The 17,051-nt window shown below is 67.2% G+C and carries 14 protein-coding genes and 1 pseudogene; 7 read left to right on the plus strand and 8 right to left on the minus strand.

Annotation, left to right across the window (positions count from 1 at the left end; all coding sequences use genetic code 11):
- Both AC3ENO_RS13740 and AC3ENO_RS13745 read right to left on the minus strand, forming a co-directional pair.
- A pseudogene (locus AC3ENO_RS13740) lies at positions 1-374 on the minus strand (hypothetical protein); the annotation flags it as partial.
- Positions 298-1,065 carry an aminotransferase class III-fold pyridoxal phosphate-dependent enzyme gene (locus AC3ENO_RS13745; protein WP_434971167.1) on the minus strand — a complete coding sequence of 256 codons (768 nt, stop codon included), beginning with the start codon at positions 1,063-1,065 and terminating at the stop codon, positions 298-300. The pseudogene AC3ENO_RS13740 and the gene AC3ENO_RS13745, both read right to left, overlap by 77 nt.
- Before the next feature lie 241 nt (positions 1,066-1,306).
- Between AC3ENO_RS13745 and AC3ENO_RS13750 the strand changes: the two genes are divergently transcribed.
- The 7 genes from AC3ENO_RS13750 (at position 1,307) to AC3ENO_RS13780 (ending at position 8,346) form a co-directional block, all read left to right on the plus strand.
- The gene (locus tag AC3ENO_RS13750) at positions 1,307-2,092 is read left to right on the plus strand and encodes an SDR family NAD(P)-dependent oxidoreductase (protein ID WP_434971168.1); all 786 of its coding nucleotides are present in this window, start codon (positions 1,307-1,309) and stop codon (positions 2,090-2,092) included.
- Positions 2,093-2,238: 146 nt separating this feature from the next.
- Complete coding sequence (locus AC3ENO_RS13755; protein WP_434971169.1) at positions 2,239-3,258, plus strand: LacI family DNA-binding transcriptional regulator; 1,020 nt, start codon at positions 2,239-2,241, stop codon at positions 3,256-3,258.
- A gap of 42 nt (positions 3,259-3,300) precedes the next feature.
- Entirely contained in the window at positions 3,301-4,596 is a 1,296-nt protein-coding gene (locus AC3ENO_RS13760) for an ABC transporter substrate-binding protein (RefSeq protein WP_434971170.1), read from the plus strand.
- A gap of 54 nt (positions 4,597-4,650) precedes the next feature.
- The gene (locus tag AC3ENO_RS13765) at positions 4,651-5,538 is read left to right on the plus strand and encodes a carbohydrate ABC transporter permease (protein ID WP_434971171.1); all 888 of its coding nucleotides are present in this window, start codon (positions 4,651-4,653) and stop codon (positions 5,536-5,538) included.
- Between the two features lie 2 nt (positions 5,539-5,540).
- Complete coding sequence (locus AC3ENO_RS13770; protein WP_434971172.1) at positions 5,541-6,395, plus strand: carbohydrate ABC transporter permease; 855 nt, start codon at positions 5,541-5,543, stop codon at positions 6,393-6,395.
- Between the two features lie 8 nt (positions 6,396-6,403).
- Complete coding sequence (locus AC3ENO_RS13775) at positions 6,404-7,402, plus strand: nucleoside hydrolase (protein WP_434971173.1); 999 nt, start codon at positions 6,404-6,406, stop codon at positions 7,400-7,402.
- Positions 7,399-8,346, plus strand: coding sequence for a ribokinase (locus tag AC3ENO_RS13780; protein ID WP_488185786.1), 948 nt, complete (start codon positions 7,399-7,401; stop codon positions 8,344-8,346). The genes AC3ENO_RS13775 and AC3ENO_RS13780 overlap by 4 nt, the downstream gene beginning before the upstream one ends.
- 118 nt (positions 8,347-8,464) lie before the next feature.
- Here the strand turns inward: AC3ENO_RS13780 and AC3ENO_RS13785 are convergent, their stop codons facing one another.
- From AC3ENO_RS13785 to rhaI, 6 genes are all read right to left on the minus strand, one after another.
- Entirely contained in the window at positions 8,465-10,111 is a 1,647-nt protein-coding gene (locus AC3ENO_RS13785; protein ID WP_434971175.1) for an MDR family MFS transporter, read from the minus strand.
- The gene (locus AC3ENO_RS13790) at positions 10,108-10,749 is read right to left on the minus strand and encodes a TetR/AcrR family transcriptional regulator (RefSeq protein WP_434971176.1); all 642 of its coding nucleotides are present in this window, start codon (positions 10,747-10,749) and stop codon (positions 10,108-10,110) included. The genes AC3ENO_RS13785 and AC3ENO_RS13790 overlap by 4 nt, the downstream gene beginning before the upstream one ends.
- A gap of 77 nt (positions 10,750-10,826) precedes the next feature.
- Positions 10,827-12,089, minus strand: coding sequence for an alpha-hydroxy acid oxidase (locus AC3ENO_RS13795; RefSeq protein ID WP_434971211.1), 1,263 nt, complete (start codon positions 12,087-12,089; stop codon positions 10,827-10,829).
- A 16-nt stretch (positions 12,090-12,105) separates the two neighbouring features.
- On the minus strand, positions 12,106-13,545 hold the full coding sequence (locus tag AC3ENO_RS13800) for a rhamnulokinase (protein ID WP_434971177.1): 1,440 nt from the start codon (positions 13,543-13,545) through the stop codon (positions 12,106-12,108).
- Between the two features lie 138 nt (positions 13,546-13,683).
- Positions 13,684-15,720: a bifunctional aldolase/short-chain dehydrogenase gene (locus AC3ENO_RS13805; protein ID WP_434971178.1), complete on the minus strand. Its 2,037-nt coding sequence runs from the start codon at positions 15,718-15,720 to the stop codon at positions 13,684-13,686.
- A gap of 137 nt (positions 15,721-15,857) precedes the next feature.
- Positions 15,858-17,024, minus strand: a complete 1,167-nt coding sequence (gene rhaI / locus AC3ENO_RS13810; protein ID WP_434971179.1) for an L-rhamnose isomerase — start codon at positions 17,022-17,024, stop codon at positions 15,858-15,860.
- Positions 17,025-17,051: the final 27 nt, after the last annotated feature.

A 17,051-nucleotide genomic window follows, 5' to 3' on the forward strand; every position in this document is an offset into this window, starting at 1 on the left:
TCTAGGGAGCACGCGAGCGTGCGCTCATGATCGACGTTGCGCCAGATGTCGCGGTGGTTGGTGATCTCGAGCCCCGGCTCGGTGAGTATCGCGTAGCCGATGTGCGAGCTGCCGTTGCCGTAGGCCAGCAGGGGGAGCTCCTGCCGCGCGGCGCGATCGTTCACCTCCGTCAGGATGCGTCGAGCACCCGAATTGAGACGCTCGAACGCTGCCTCGTCCATCTGGGTCATGCACGCGTACCCCGCGGCGATCGAGAGCGGATGCGCGTGATGCGTCCCAGAGATGCTGACGGTGCCATCAGACAGCAGAGCCATGACGTCGGCGCGTCCGCCCACGGCACCCAGGGGCAGGCCGCCGCCGATCATCTTCCCCATGACGGTGAGGTCGGGAGTGACGGCGTACCGGCCCTGTACACCGGCGATGCCCCGCGCGCAGACTGATGGTCTCGTCGGCGATCAGAAGGATGCCGAGATCGCTCGTGATCTGCCGCAGGGCTGCAACGAAGTCCCGGTCGAGCGCGACAAGCCGACCGGAGCCGGACTGGAACTCGGAGATCAGGCACGCGATGTCGTCGGCGGACTCGGTGAGGAGTCGGCGCGTTGCGGACAGATCGTTCTGCGGCAGCAGGACCACATTGTCGACGTCGGACGCGGGGATTCCTGCGGAGTCGGCGACCGCTGAAGCTGCGGAGTCGCTGCCGACCGCATGCTCGGGCTCCGAGTGCGACGACACCATCAGTTGGTCGCTGAAGCCGTGATATCCCCCCTCGAACTTGGCGATCTTCGTACGCCCGGTGAACGCGCGCGCGAGCCGCACGGCGCTCATGCACGATTCGGTCGATGAACACGAGAACTGCACCTGCTCGATCGACGGGATGCGTTCGATGAGCAGCTCGGCCAGCGCTGCCTCACCGGCCCTGGGATTGCCGTGTGAGCTCGTGGAGCGTGCGCACCCGATCATGCTCAACACAGGGAGGCTCGCCGATCTGGGCGCGCATGAGGTGATGACCGCTGTTCCCGCGGAGCGTGGTTCTGCGCGCATTCGGGTCACGGTGGGGGTCGACATGTAGCCCCGGGGAGCTTACATGTCGAACAGGGAATATATGCGAGCCTTCACTTGAACCGGATGCAACCCATCCTCTGTGTGACAAATGTGACCGCTGGACATCGACGCGAATCGCGTGGTTGAGTGTGCCTCCGTGCGGCCGCTCGGCCGTCGATCCGCGACGAGTTCATTGGAGGGACATCGTGCGCAAGTTCATATTTCTCATCGCCAGAATCCTGGATGCGACAGAGAGGAGTGCCGGATGAGCGGCTCCGCACCTTCGTCATCCCCGCGTGCGCTCGCCGGCCGCGTCGTGGTTGTGACGGGCGGTGGGCAGGGTCTCGGCCGCGCATATGCGCGCGCCATCGCCGATGACGGCGGAGTTGCGGTGATCGCCGATGTCAACGAGCAGACGGGGCGGTCTGTCGAGCGAGAGATACATGAAGCAGGCGGGCAGGCGGTCTTCCACCCCCTCGACGTCGGTTCGCAGGAGAGCTGCCGGGCGTTGGGGTCGTTCGTGCTCGATCGGTTCGGTCGAGCGGACGGCCTCGTCAACAACGCCGCGGTCTTCTCGACCATCCGAATGAAGCCGTTCTGGGAGATATCGATCGAGGAATGGGATCGTCTCATGGCTATCAACCTGCGCGGACCCTGGCTGTTGACTGGCGCTATGCGGGACGCTCTTCGCGCCTCACCGTCGGCCTCGATCGTCAACGTTGCCTCCGATGCGGCCTGGCTCGGTCGGCCGGGGTATCTGCACTATGTCGCGAGTAAGGGCGGCGTCGCTGCGCTGAGCTATGCGATGTCGCACGAGCTCGGTTCGGACGGCATCCGAGTGAACACGATCTCGCCCGGTCCGACCTATACCGAAGTCGAGCGCGAGACGGTTTCTCCCGCGCAGAAGGAGGCGATGCTCGCTCGCCAGGCGCTGCCGCGCGAGGCGCACGCCGAGGACATGGTGGGCTCCGTGCTTTTCCTCCTTAGCGAGTCGAGTTCCTTTGTCACAGGCCAGACGCTGCACGTCAATGGAGGGATGCTCCATGTTTAGCGGTTGACAAAATCTGCCTAACAGAATTAGCCTCTTCGAATCAGCTACGCGCGTAGATATTGCAGCTACGCGCGTAGCCTCACCCCCACAGAGGATTTGTCGATGAGGATGTCCCCGCCCCCCAGCCCGTGCGCAGAGGTGCAGCGATGAGCTACGTCACTCGGGCGGACGTGGCGGCGCGGGCGGGGACATCCGTCGCAGTCGTGAGCTACGTCGTAAACGATGGGCCGAGAGCCGTCGCGCCCGCGACGCGACAGCGCGTGCTCCGTGCGATCGAGGAACTGGGCTATGTGCCCAATCGCAGCGCACAGGCCCTCGCAGGGTCTCGACCGTTTTCGTGCGGGCTTCTGCTGCCCGACATCTCGAACCCCTTCTTCGCCGCGCTTGCCCACGCGCTGCAGGACGAGGCGTTGGGACACGGCATCGCGCTGCTGCTCGGCGACTCCGCGGGTGACAAGGGCCGTGAGGAACGACTCCTCACCGCCTTTCTCGAGCAGCGAGTGCACGCTCTGATCGTGGCGGGCGTGGACGACGCGCCCCATCTCGAAGCCGCCGGCCGCTACGGTGTTCCGGTCGTGATGCTCGACCGCGTCACCGAAGCGCCGGGATTCTCGTCGGTCTGCATTGACAACGTCGCAGCCGCGCGGACCGGAACTGAGGTACTGATCGCCGCTGGATATGAGCGCATCGGCCACGTCGGCGGGCCTCATGATCTCGGGATCGCTGATCAGCGCCGTGCGGGATTCGTCGAAGCACTCGACGCCGGAGGTGGGCAGACCCGCCCCGAGTGGGACTTCGCGGCGGATTTCACCAAGGCCGGAGGCTACGGCGTCGGCCGCCGTATCGCGGCATCGACCAATCGCCCGGATGCGCTCTTCGTCGCGAGCGATCAGCAGGCCATCGGTCTTCTCGCGGCCTTCGCCGAGGAAGGCATACGGGTACCTGAGCACATCTCGGTCGTTTCGATGGACGGGACCGATGATGGCCGCTACACGGTTCCTCCGCTCACCTCCGTCGAACAGCCCGTTGACGAGATCGCTCGACAGACCCTCGAGATGCTCACGCACGGCCCGCGCGGTCAACCTCACCGCATCACGGTTGCTCACCGGGTCATAGAGGGCCGCTCGGTCAGGCCCGTGAGCGATGGCCCCGGCGGGGTCAGCTGACCGAGTATCACCATCCGAAACACCACTGCAAAGGAAACTGACATGAGAAGAACTGCGCGCTGGAGCGCCGTTGTCGTCGTCGCAGCCGTCGCGGCGCTGGTGACGTCCTGCTCCTCCGGGGTAGATGGCGGCTCCGGAGATGACGAGAACGTCACGATCACCTTCGTCCACATCTTCGGTGAGGGCTTCGACGACGCCATCGCCGCCTTCGAGGAGGCGAATCCGGGCATCACCGTCGAATCGGAATCCGTCCCGTTCGATCAGCTGATCTCTCAGACGCAGGCCCGCCTGGGCTCTGGCGACAGCTCGATCGACGTCATCGCGGTCGATCCCCCCCGGCTGCCGTCCATGGTCGACAACGGCTACCTCCTCGACGTCAGCGAGGACTTCGCCGACGCAGCCGTCACTCTCTCGGGACCCGGCATCCAGTCAGCCACCTGGGAGGGGGCACAGTACTCGTACCCGTTGTGGTCCTCGGACGGCTTCCTCCTCTACAACAAGGCGCTTCTGGAGTCTGCCGGCATCGCAGCCCCGTCGGGTGAGAACGATGCGCGGATGACGTGGGAGGAGGTGCTCGTAGATGCGCAGACGGCTCAGGACGCCGGTGCAGCGTACGGGCTCGGATTCGAACAGGTCGACCGGTATTACCAGCTGCAGCCGCTCATCGAATCGTTCGGCGCATCCAGTGGCCTGACCGGTGAAGGCAACCTCACTCCCGACGTGAATTCCGACGAGTGGAAGCAGTGGGGTCAGTGGTATCAAGACCTCCACACCACCGGCCTCGCACCCGTCGGTGTGGATGCAACGCAGATGCCAGAGATGTTCACCGGCGGTCAGGTCGCCTACTTCGTGGCATCCTCCACCCGGGTCCGGCAGTTCCAGGACTCACCAATCGCGGATGGGTGGGGTGTCGCACCGCTGCCGTACTTCGCAGGCGGAGAGGTCTACACCCCGACCGACAGCTGGGCGGTCGGCGTGAGCGCGTACAGCGAGCACCAGGACGCAGCCCGCGAGTTCGGTCGATTCCTCGCCATGTCGGTGGACGGTGGAAACCAGATCAGCCAGATCTACACCCTTCCCCCGGTCAACGAGGACGTCTATCCGGACTTCGTCGCGACCCTCGAAGGTGTAGCCCCGGAGCAGGCGCCGGTCATGGATGCCCTGTTCGTCGTGGACTCGCAGGATCACGCGCTGCACCGCCCATCGAGCATCGGATATGTCGAGTTCGAGACGATCATGAACAAGGCGTTCTCCGATATCCGCAACGGCGGTGACGTGAGCGGCATTCTCGACTCTGCGCAGCAGCAGCTCGAGTCCCAGCTCGCGCAGTACCGCTGAACCCGCGGGGCCAGCTCTTGACGAGCTGGCCCCGCTCACTTCAAGGAGCCTGGAATGTCCGCCGCACTCGACACTCACACACGTCACCGTGCGCGCCTACGCGCGCGCAGATCCGCCGCGACCGCCCTCGCGTTCCTGGCACCGGCAATCGTCGGCGTCGTGGTGCTCCGACTCTGGCCGGCGGCAGAGGCACTCCTCACCTCGTTCACCGACAGGCACGGCGACTTCACGTTCGGCACGTTCGAGAGACTATTCACCGATCCGACGTTCCTCGGCTCGCTGCGGGTCACTCTGCTGTTCTCGTTGATCATCAATCCGCTGCAGATCGCGCTCGCACTGTTCCTTGCAGTGCTCTTGACGCAGCGGGTTCCACTCGTCGGTCTCTGGCGCACACTCATCCTGTTGCCGGTGGCGATACCGCAGATCGTCTCTGCCATCATCTGGGGAGTGCTGTTCCGACCTGACGGTCCGTTCAACAGTGTCCTGGTGGCTCTGGGCCTTCCTGCGATTCCGTGGCTGACGAGCCCTGACATGGCGCTGTGGTCGATCATGATCATCTGCAGCTGGGTCGGGGTGGGCTACTGGATGACCTTCCTGGTCGCGGGCATCAAGGACATCCCGGAGTCTCTCTATGAAGCGGCGCAACTAGACGGCGCCGGCCCCTGGCAGCGGTTCACGAACATCACCCTGCCGGGGCTGCGTCGTCCACTGCTGTTCGTGCTCGTCGCCGACACCGTCGCCAACTTCCTCGTCTTCGCCCCGGTTCGCCAGCTCACGCGCGGCGGCCCGGAAGGATCCACGAACCTCATCATGAACACGATCTTCGAGCGCGCCTATCAGCTGGGAGACATGCCGGCAGCATCGGCCGGGACGATCGTCCTCGTGCTGATCGTCGTCGTGGTCGTCGGGATCCAGTTCCGCCTCCTGCCCGGAAAGGACTGACCATGTCCCTCGACGCATCCACGGCACGCGAGCGCCGCTACGGACGGTGGCTGCTCATCGCGGTGCTGCCCATCGTGCTGGTCTCACTCCTGCCGCTGTTCTACACGATCATCTCCTCGTTCCGTCCCGGCAGCGAGATCTTCCAGTTCCTGAGCCCGCTGTCGATAAACACGTTCTGGCCGCAGGAGATCACCCTCGACAATTACACGACCCTGCTCTCGGGTGACTTTCTGCGTGCGCTGCTGAACAGTGTGATCGTCACCAGCCTCACAGTGGTCCTTGGTCTGGCGGTCGCCTCGCTCGCTGCGTTCGGTCTGGCCGTCTTTGACTTCCCGTTCAAGAACACCCTGTTCGTCGTGCTCGTGCTGAGCTTCCTCATCCCCTTCGAGGCCGTCGCCATCCCGCTCTCGTCGATGTTCCGCGATTGGGGCCTCGCAAATACGTACGTCGGGCTGATCCTCCCTGGACTGGGGAACGGTCTCGCGATCTTCCTGCTCCGGCAGTTCTTCCTGGGTATCCCACCCTCTCTGGCGGAGGCCGCACGCATCGACGGTGCGTCATGGCTCCGCGTGTTCTGGACGATCTACCTGCCGCTGTCGCGGCCGTCGCTCGTGGGCGCGGGACTCATCCTCTTCGTGTTCCAGTGGCAGTCGTTCCTCTGGCCGCTCGTGATCGCGCCCAGTCCCGACATGAAGGTGTCGCCGATCGCGATCGCCGACCTCGCCGGCGAAGCGGAGATAGACTTCGGGGCCATGTTCGCCGGAGCGATTCTGACCGCTCTTCTCCCGCTCCTGATCCTGCTGGTGTTCCAGCGACAGTTCACGGCATCCCTCGCGTCCAGCGGGACGAAGGAGTGAGCGCCTCGATGAGACTGGTGATCGATGCGGACCCCGGGAACGGCGTTCCCTTCTCGGACGTCGATGACGGACTCGCCATCGCGCTCGCGCTCGCGCATCCTGCCATCACGCTAGAGGCGATCACGATCGTCGCGGGCAATACGGCGCGCGATGTGGGGTTCGCCGCCGCGGAGGCGCTCGTGGCGCGTGCGGGCACGGGAACTCCCGTCATCCCCGGTGCGTGCGGTCCCGGGGGGACCGCGGTCGACGCAGCGATCTGGCGCGATCGGCTGGATGCTCGACGGGATGCGCCTACGTGGCGTGAGCGGTACGGGGGTGACGAGCAGTTGCCGGACGCACATCCCGCCGGTGACGATACCGCGGCGGAGTACCTGTGCGACCTCGTATTCTCGGCGCCTGGAGAGATCACCATCGCGGCGATTGGTCCGCTCACGAACATCGCCGCGGCGATCCGTCGCGATCCGGGGTTCGCTCGCGGCGTCGCCCACATCGCGGTGATGGGAGGAGCGTTTCAGCACGACCGGATGCCGCAGGAGCTGAACTTCGGCTACGACCCAGACGCAGCGCATACCGTGCTCACGTCCGGCGCGAATGTGAGTCTCATCCCGTTCGACGTCACGGCGCGGACCCTGTTGACACACGAGCGGCTGTCTACCCTTGACGATCGGGATCCGTTCCAGGCTTATCTGAAGGCGACGACCGAACCGTGGCTGCGGTTCTCCGACGAACGCTTCGCGCTGGGCGGTTGCTTCCTCCACGATCCTCTGGTGGTGGCGGCGCTGATCGACCCGACGCTCGTACGCTGGTCGTCGGTCGTCGCGGACGTGGTGCTCGCCGACCCGATCGCGCGCGGACGCCCCGTGCGATGGGACCCGGACGGAGTCATCCTGGGCGGTGGTTCACTCGTGCTTCCGGATGTGCCAGCGATCAGGGTCGCCGAAGACGTGGATGCCGAGCGGTTCGCGACGATGCTGGTGGACGGCATCCGTGCGTTCAGGGTCGCATGAGGCCCGGGACGATGGACGCCGCGAGCCCCGATAGTCAGGAGCACACAATCGAGACCTCCCGGAGATCCGAGGTCGTCGTCGTCGGCTCGGCGAACACCGACTACGTCGTGTACGCCCATCGCCTACCTCGCCCCGGCGAAACCGTCCTCGGAGACGGGTTCGAGCGGCATGCGGGCGGCAAGGGACTGAATCAGGCGGTGGCCGCAGCGGGCATCGCTCGCACGGCTTTCGTAGGGACGATCGGGGACGACGCCGCCGGGGAGGAGTTGCGTTCGGCGCTGCGCGATGTCGGAGTGGACACGTCGCACCTGCGTGTCGGCACCGCTGCGACGGGGATCGCGGTGGTGCACGTGTCGGCAGACGCCGAGAACTCCATCACCGTGATCGCGGGCGCGAACGACGATGTCGACGGCGACCAGGTCTTCGCTGCGCTGGACGCGCTCACGCCTCGCGTCGTCGTCACGCAGCTCGAAACCCCCCTCGAGGTGGCGGTCGCCACGGCGAGGTGGGCCGAGAGCCGCGGGGCGCGATGGATGCTCAACCCCAGCCCGATCGACCGGCTCACCCGAGCTGCGCCCGATCATCCCCTCCGTGCGCTCGTGACGCGTGCGGACCCCCTCATCGTCAACGCAGGGGAGGCTCGAGCGATCTTGGACGCGGATGACCGGATGACCGCGGCGGACGCTGCGGTCGCGCTCTCCCGAACGGTCGCCTCGGTCGTCGTCACGGACGGCTCGCGCGGCTGCCACGCAGGGACCGTCGCCGAGATGACCGCAGTTGCTGCGGAGCGTGTCGCCGCCGTCGACACGACCGGTGCCGGCGACGCGTTCGCGGGAGTGCTCGCCGCGCGGCTGGCGACCGGTGCGACGCTCGCCGCCGCCGCCCGGGAGGCTTCTCACGCGGCAGCGCTGGTTGTTTCGGCGTCTCGCGGGGCGCGTCGCTGATCCTCGCAGGACGATACCGCTCCGGGAAGGCGTGAGGGGGCCGATTCGGCGGGCCGCACGGGGAATAGCGAAAAGAGGCACGATCCTCGCCCGCCGGCACGGTCAGCGCGGGTCAGCGTCAATCGCTGTCGGTGGCATGTGCGCGATGGGTCGCGCCGCGGCGCTGCTCCGCCTCGAGGCGCTCTGCCTCGTCACCTCCCACGGCTTCGCCACGCGCGACCAGACCCGCGACATCCGACAGGGGGATCTCTTTGAGGAAGAGGGAAAGGATGAACGCGAGCGCGATGAAGGGGATCAGGTACCAGAAGACCGGGGCGAGCGCGTCGGCGTAGGCCGTCACGACTCCCTCGCGGAGGGCATCGGGGAGAGTGTTGAGCACAGTCGGGTCGATCGTCGCGGTGGCCTGGCCGGCCTGGTCGGCAGTCGCTCCGGCGTCGGTGAACACAGTGGTGAGGTTCTCGGTGAGTCGAGTGGTGAACACGGTGCCGAAGATGGCGATGCCCAGCGCAGCGCCGACCTCTCGGAAGTAGTTGTTCGTGCTGGTGGCCGTCCCGATGTCGGATGCGGGCACCGCGTTCTGCACGACGAGTACGATGACCTGCATGATCAGTCCGAGCCCGGCGCCGAAGACGAACAGGTAGACGCCGATGAGCCAGATCGGTGTCGTGGCCGCGAGGGTCGTCATCGCGAGCATCGCGGCGCCCGTGATGAGGGTGCCGAGGATCGGGAAGATCTTGTAGCGACCGGTGCGCGTGATGAGCAATCCGGAGGCGATGGAGGTTCCCATGAGCCCGATCATCATGGGCAACATCAGCAGGCCGGATGCGGCAGCCGAGGTGCCGGAAGACATCTGCAGAAATGTCGGTACGAATCCGATCGCCGCGAACATCCCCAGACCCAGCGTCAGTCCGATCGCGGTCGCGTTGATGAAGATCGGTTTGCGGAACATCCCGAGAGGCATGATCGGGTCCTCGGCGCGCGACTCGGTGAACACGAACAGTGCGGCAGCCAGGAGGAAACCTGCACCCCACGCCCAGGTCGACCAGGAGTCCCAGCCGAACTCTGCCGAGCCGCCGAAGTCGGTGAAGAAGATGAGGCACGTCGTGGCAGCCGACAGGAACAGGACACCCGCCACGTCGATCCGTTTCGTGGCCTTCTTGTCGGGCAGGCGCAGCGCGACGATGGCGATGATCAGTGCGGCGATGCCGATCGGGATATTGATGTAGAACGCCCATTGCCAGCTGAGGTGATCGACGAAGAACCCGCCCAACAGGGGGCCGCCGACTGCCGCGAGACCGAAGATCGCGCCGAGCGGGCCGAGATACTTGCCGCGCTCGGATGCGGGCACGATATCGGCGATGATCGCCTGCGAGAGGATCATCAGCCCGCCGCCACCGAGTCCGTGGGCGGCCCGAAAGACGACGAAGGTCCAGAAGTCGCCGGCGAAAGCGCAGCCGATCGATGCGAGTGTGAAGATGGCGATGGCGACGATGAACAGCCGGCGCCGCCCCAGCACATCGCCGAACTTGCCGTAGATGGGCATGACGATCGTCGTCGCCAACAGGTACGCCGTCGTGATCCATACCTGGTGTGAGACACCGCCGAGCTCGCCCACGATCGTGGGCATGGCAGTGGACACGATGGTCTGGTCGAGTGAGGCGAGGAGCATTCCGGCGATGAGGGCGCCGAAGATGATCCAGATCCGCCGTTTGGTCAGCAGGAAGGGCCGGTCTCCCGCGGAGACGGTCTCGATGGGGGAGGTCATAGGTGTGTTCTTTCGGGGAGAGCCTGGGAAGAGACGAGGGTGTTTACGGCCGCCACCCGTCGCTCGAAGTGGTCGCGGAACGTGCTCTCGACGGGATCGGCGAGGAAGTCCGCGGCGGCGTCGCGGGAGAGTACACCGACAAGGGCAGCGGCGACCTGTGCCCGCAGATCGCCATCGGGGAGGCCCTCGCGTTGTTCGATCAGGCGAGCGTCGAACTCCTCCCCCCGTTTCATGAGATCGAGCATGCGGGCGAGCAGTCGTGGTTCGCGTTCGACGGCCGCCGACATGTCCTCGAAGGTGTCGGGAGCCAGGTCGAGCGCGCGCCACCGATGTTCGGCGAGTTCGGCGAGGTCCGCGAGCAGGGTGGGCGAGAGCTCGCCACCGCCGTGGCCGGAGGCGAGGAATCGAGCGATCGCCTCGGCATCCGAGCGCTCGATCGGGATGCCGAGGACCGCGTCGTCCTTCGACGCGAAGTAGTTGAAGAAGGTGCGGCGGGAGACGGCCGCTTCGCTGCACAGCTCTTCGAGGGTGAATCCCGCCAGTCCGCGTTCGGCGGTGAAGTGCCGTGCGACGCGGACGAGTCGCCGCGTCGTCTCGTCACGGCGACGTGTCCGCGACGAATCTGCACTATCGACCATGAGGTGCAGTTTTGCACGATTCATGGCTTAGTGCAATCGCGGCATGTCGCCCGCCGCCGAGGACCGGCGCCGGACGGTCAGCCGTCGATGGGAACGGGGACCGCTCCTGATCCGACGGGGACGAGGCGTGCGAGTTGCGTCACGTGCTTCGGCTCGAGCTCGGCCATGCTCGAGACGCCGAGCAGGCGCATCGTCCGTTCGATCTCGACCCGCAGGATCTCGATCGCCCGGTCCACGCCCTGTTGACCGCCGGCCATCAGCCCGTACAGGTAAGCGCGACCGATGAGGGTGAACTTCGCGCCGAGCGCGACGGATGCCACGATGTCCGCGCCGTTCATGATGCCCGTGTCGATCATGATCGTGGCATCCTTACCGACCTCACGCACCACGCTGGGTAGCAGGTGGAAGGGGATCGGTGCCCGGTCGAGCTGCCTGCCGCCGTGGTTGGACAGGATGATCCCGTCGACGCCGAGGTCGACCAGCCGCACGGAATCCTCGACGTTCTGCACCCCCTTGATGACGATCTTCCCGGGCCACAGGTCGCGGATGACGGCGAGATCGTCGTAGCCGATCGTCGGGTCCATCGCGGCATCCAGCAGCTCACCCACCGTGCCGCCGGTGGTCGAGAGCGAGGCGAACTCCAGCTTGGGTGTGGTGAGGAAGTCGTACCACCACCACGGCCGCGGAATGGCGTTGACGATCGTGCCGAGCGTGAGCTGCGGCGGGATCGAGAAGCCGTTGCGCTTGTCGCGCAGGCGTGCACCGGCGACGGGGGTGTCGACCGTGAACATGAGGGTGTCGAACCCGGCGGCGGCGGCCCGGCGGGCCAGGCCGTACGAGATTTCGCGATCGCGCATGACGTAGAGCTGGAACCAGTTGCGCCCGTGCGGGTTCGCGGCCTTCACGTCTTCGATCGAGGTCGTCCCCAGCGTCGAGAGCGTGAACGGGATGCCCGCGGTTCCCGCCGCCGAGGCCCCCGCGATCTCGCCCTCGGTCTGCATGAGCCGGGTGAATCCGGTCGGGGCGATGCCGAAGGGGAGTGCCGAGGGGCCGCCGAGGATCTCGACGGAGGTGTCGAGATCGGGCGCGGGGGTCAGGATGCCGGGGTGGAACTCGATGTCTTCGAACGCCTGCCGGGCCCGGGCCAGCGACAGCTCGCCCTCGGCCGCGCCGTCGGTGTAGTCGAACGCGGCCTTCGGGGTGCGGCGCTTGGCGATCGTGCGCAGGTCGGCGATCGTCAGCGCGGACTGGAGGCGCCGTTTGCGCCCGTCGAGCTCGGGGGCTTTGAACTTCATCAACTCGAAGATCTCGGCGGGGCGGGGAAGCTGACGCTGCACCATCATGGGGTCCTTCCGGTCATGGGGTCCGGCGGGTCGGAACCGGGTCGTAGCGCCGCGGCGGATGTGACCTGACCACACGGTAGCGCAGATCTTCGAGCTCTCCCGAGACCAGCCCGACGGCCCGGGCCTGGACGAGCACGTTCCCGAGCGCCGTCGCCTCCACGGGACCGGCCAGCACCGGGATGGCGGCACGGTCGGCGGTCCGCTGGCACAGCAGGCGGTTGAGGGAGCCGCCGCCGACGAGGTGAAGGGTCAGGATCCGGCGGCCCGTGAGCGCGGATGCCGTGTGGACGGCATCCGCGAAGGCGTGCGCGAGACTCTCGACGATGGCTCGCGTGAACGCGGCGCGCGTGGTCGGTACCGGCAGCGCGCGCTCCCGGTACCACTGCGCGATCCGCGCCGGCAGGTCACCGGGAGCGAGGAACCGGGGATCGTTCGCGTCGAAGACCTGGGCGGGCTCCGAGACCTCCGCTGCGTCGCCGAGAAGTGTCGCGAGGTCGATCGCCTCGCCGGTCTCCTTCTCCCACTGCCGCACGGATTCGCTCAGCAGCCACAGCCCCATGACGTTGTGGAGGAACCTGATGCGTCCGTCGACGCCGCGCTCGTTCGTGAAGTTCGCCTCGCGCGCGGCATCCGTCACGACCGGGCTCTCGAGCTCCAGACCGACGAGGCCCCACGTGCCGCACGAGATGTACGCCGACGTGTCCGGATCGCTCATGGGGACCGCGACGACGGCTGACGCGGTGTCGTGGGAGCCGACCGCGACGACCTCGGCCGTGACGCCGAGGTCCTCCGTCAGCATCGGGCGCAGCGGCCCGATGCGCTCACCGGGGTCGATCAGGGGCGAAAGGATCGCGGACGGGATGCCGAGATCGTCGCACAGGGCGCGATCCCACTGCCCGTCGTCGATGCGCACGAGGCCCGTCGTCGAGGCGTTCGTGTGCTCCGCGACGCGGCGGCCCGTGAGCTCGAATGCGAGCGCGTCGGGGATGAGCAGCGCGGCGTCGGCCAGGTCCAGCATCCCGGATGCCTGCTCGGCGGCGAGCTGATACAGGGTCGTGAACGGCAGGAACTGCAGCCCGTTGCGCCGGTAGAGGTCCGCGAACGTATGCCGCGCGTGCACAGCCTCGACACCCGCCACGGTGCGCTCGTCGCGGTAGTGGAACGGCTCGCTCAGCATCCGGTCGCCGCGCAGCAGGACATAGTCGACGGCCCACGAGTCGATCCCGATGCTCGCGAGCGCCGGCTCCCGGTGCGCGGCCTTCCGCAGGCCCTCGAGCGCATGGCGGTACAGGCCCGTGAGATCCCAGTGCAAGCCCGAGGCGAGGGGGACGGGGCCGTTCGGGAAGCGCGCGACCGGCTCGAGCGCGAGCGTGTCGGGACCGATCCGGCCGATCATGACCCGACCGCTCGTCGCCCCCAGATCGATCGCCGCGACGCTACCTGTCTCACTCATCGGCATTCCGTTTCGTCTCGCTTCGCTCGCTCAACGATCCGGGGCCCTCAGCTCGCTCAACGACCATCGGGCCTTCGCTCGTTGAGCGAGGAGCGAAGCGACGAGTCGAAACGGCGCCCGCGGCGCCGGGGTCGACGCTCATCGCAGGAACGCCGCAGCCACCCCGGAGTCCACGGGGATGTGCAGGCCCGTCGTGCGCGACAGCTCGGGGCCCGTCAACACGAACACGGCGTCGGCGACGTTCTCGGGGACCACCTCGCGCCTCAGGATCGTGCGGTTCGCGTAGAACTGCCCGAGGTCCTCCTCCTTGACGCCGTAGGTCGCGGCGCGGTTCGCGCCCCAGCCCGACGCGAAGATGCCCGAGCCGCGCACGACGCCGTCGGGGTTGATGCCGTTGACCCGGATGCCGAACTCGCCGAGCTCGACAGCCAGCAGCCGCACCTGGTGGGCCTGGTCTGCCTTCGTCGCCGAGTAGGCGATGTTGTTGGGGCCGGCGAACACGGAGTTCTTCGACGAGATGTAGACGACGTCGCCGCCCATGCCCTGTGCGATCATCGCCGCCGCGGCCGCCTTCGAGACGAAGAACGAGCCCTTGGCCATGACGTCGTGCTGCAGGTCCCAGTCCTTCTCGGTGGTCTCGAGCAGGGGCTTGGACAGCGACAGTCCCGCGTTGTTGACGACGAGGTCGATGCCGCCGAACGCGAGCACGGTCGCATCGATCGCGGCCTGCACTGCTGCCTCATCGGCGACGTTCACGGCCACGCCGATGGCGACATCCGTGCCGCCGAGCTCGGCAGCGACGGCCTGCGCCTTCTCGAGATCCAGGTCGGCGACGACGACGCAGGCGCCCTCGGCGGCCAGGCGGGTCGCGATCGCCTTGCCGATGCCGGATGCCGCGCCGGTCACGAACGCGATGCGGCCCTGATGGGACTTCGGCTTCGGCATCCGCCTCAGCTTGGCCTCTTCGAGCGCCCAGTACTCGATGCGGAACTTCTCGGCATCCGAGATCGGGGTGTACGTGGAGACGGACTCGGCACCGCGCATGACGTTGATCGCGTTGACGTAGAACTCGCCGGCGACCCGTGCGGTCTGCGTGTTCGCGCCGAAGCTGAACATCCCGACACCCGGAACGAGCACGATGAGGGGGTCCGCGCCGCGGATGGCGGGACTGTTCTCGTCGGCGTGAGCGTCGTAGTAGGCCTGGTAGTCGGCGCGGTAGGCGGCGTGCAGTTCCTTCAGGCGCGCGAGTTGCTCGTCGACGGATGCTGTGGCCGGAAGGTCGAGCAGCATCGGCTTGACCTTCGTGCGCAGGAAGTGGTCGGGGCAGCTCGTACCGAGCGCCGCGAGGGCCGGAGCCTTCTCGGAGGCGAGGAACTCGAGCACGGCATCCGTGTCGGTGTAGTGGCCGACCATCGGCTTGTCGGTCGAGGCGAGCCCGCGGATCGTGGGCGCGAGCGCGGCGGCGCGTGCCCGGCGCTCGGTGTCGGGGAGCGCCTCGAAGCCGTCGCGAACCCCACCGAACGGGTCGGATTTCCCGTTCTTGTCGATGTAGTCGGTCGCCGTTTCGATGATCCATGTGGAGTTGGCTTCGGCCTCGGCCGAGGTATCGCCCCACGCCGTGATGCCGTGGCCGCCGAGGATGCAGCCGATGGCCGCCGGGTTCTGCGCCTTGATGGCGGCGATGTCCAGGCCCAGCTGGAACCCCGGCCGGCGCCACGGCACCCACACGACCTTCTCACCGAAGATCTCCCGGGTGAGGCGCTCGCCGTCGGCGGCCGTGGCGATCGCGATGCCGGCATCCGGATGCAGGTGGTCGACGTGCGCGGCATCCACGAGCGCGTGCATCGCGGTGTCGATCGACGGGGCAGCTCCCCCCTTGCCGTGCAGGCAAAAGTCGAACGCGGCGACCATCTCGTCCTCGCGCTCGACTCCCGGGTAGACGTCCACGAGCGCGCGCAGCCGGTCGAGGCGCAGGACCGCGAGGCCGTTCTCGGTGAGGGTGCCGAGGTCGCCCCCGGACCCCTTGACCCACAGCAGCTCGACGGGCTCGCCGGTGACCGGATCGGCATCCGTGCCCTTGGCCGACGTGTTCCCGCCCGCGTAGTTGGTCACTGTGGGGTCGGCGCCGAGGCGGTTGCTGCGCGCGAGGAGGTCGGCAACGGTCGGATTGGTCATTGGTGTGTCTTTCGTCAGAGGCGCGGGGTTCGGTCGTGGGTGCTTCGTTTGCCGCAGATGTCGCTGGCTGGGGGTCGGTTGCGGCGTGTTGCGGCAAGCGAACGGGGGAGCCGGGGCGGGCGGGCGTCGGTCGGTGGTCAGGCGCCCCAGCCGGCCTGGGTGCCGCCGACGCGGTCGGCGGCGATGCGGGCCTGGTAGCCGGATGCCGCGTACGCGGCCATCGGGTCGGCGGGAAGTCCCCGCGACTCGCGCCACTGCGCGAGCGCCGGGCGCACGTCGGTGTAGAAGGCGTCCATGAACACGGCGTTGGCGGCGAGCACGTCGTTGGCCTCCTGCGCGGCCGCGAGCGCCTCGCGGTCGACGAGCAGGGCGCGCGCCGTCATCTCCTGGACGTTGAGTACCGACCGGATCTGGCCGGGGATCTTGTCCTCGATGTTGTGGCACTGGTCGAGCATGAACGCGACGTCCGGGTTGTTCAGCCCGCCGCCGCGGATGACCTCGAACAGGATGCGGAACAGCTGGAACGGGTCGGCCGCGCCGACGATGAGATCGTCATCCGCATAGAAGCGCGAGTTGAAGTCGAACGAACCGAGCTTGCCGAGCCGCAACAGCTGCATGACGATGAACTCGATGTTGGTGCCGGGGGCGTGGTGACCGGTGTCGAGGCACACCATCGCCTTCTCGCCGAGCGCGGCGACCTGGGCGTAGGAGGTGCCCCAGTCGGGCACGTCGGTGTGGTAGAACGCCGGCTCGAAGAACTTGTACTCCAGGACCAGGCGCTGCTCGTCGCCCAGCCGCGCGTAGATCTGCTGCAGCGAATCCTGCAGGCGGTCCTGCCGCGCGCGCATGTCGTTCTGCCCGGGGTAATTCGAGCCCTCGGCCAGCCAGATCTTCAGATCGCGAGAGCCCGTCTCGTGCATGATGTCGATGCACTCGAGGTGGTGGTCGATGGCCTTCTGGCGGATGCGCTGGTCGTGGTGGGTCAGCGCCCCGAACTTGTAGTCCTCGTCCTGGAACGTGTTCGAGTTGACGGTTCCCAGTCGCACGCCGAGGTCCTCGGCGTGCCGACGCAGGGCGGCGTAGTCATCCACCCTGTCCCAGGGGATGTGCAGCGCCACGCTCGGCGCCAGGCCGGTGTACCGGTGCACCTGGGCGGCGTCGACGATCTTCTCGAACGGGTCGCGCGGCGTCCCGGGCGTACCGAACACCCGGAAGCGGGTCCCGGAGTTGCCGAACGCCCACGAGGGCAGCTCGATCGCCTGAGCCTCGAGGATCGAAAGGATGCGGGGGGCGAGCGCTGTCATCGCGGGGTGCTCCGAACTCGAGGCGAA

This window comes from Microbacterium sp. bgisy207 (genome assembly GCF_057706855.1).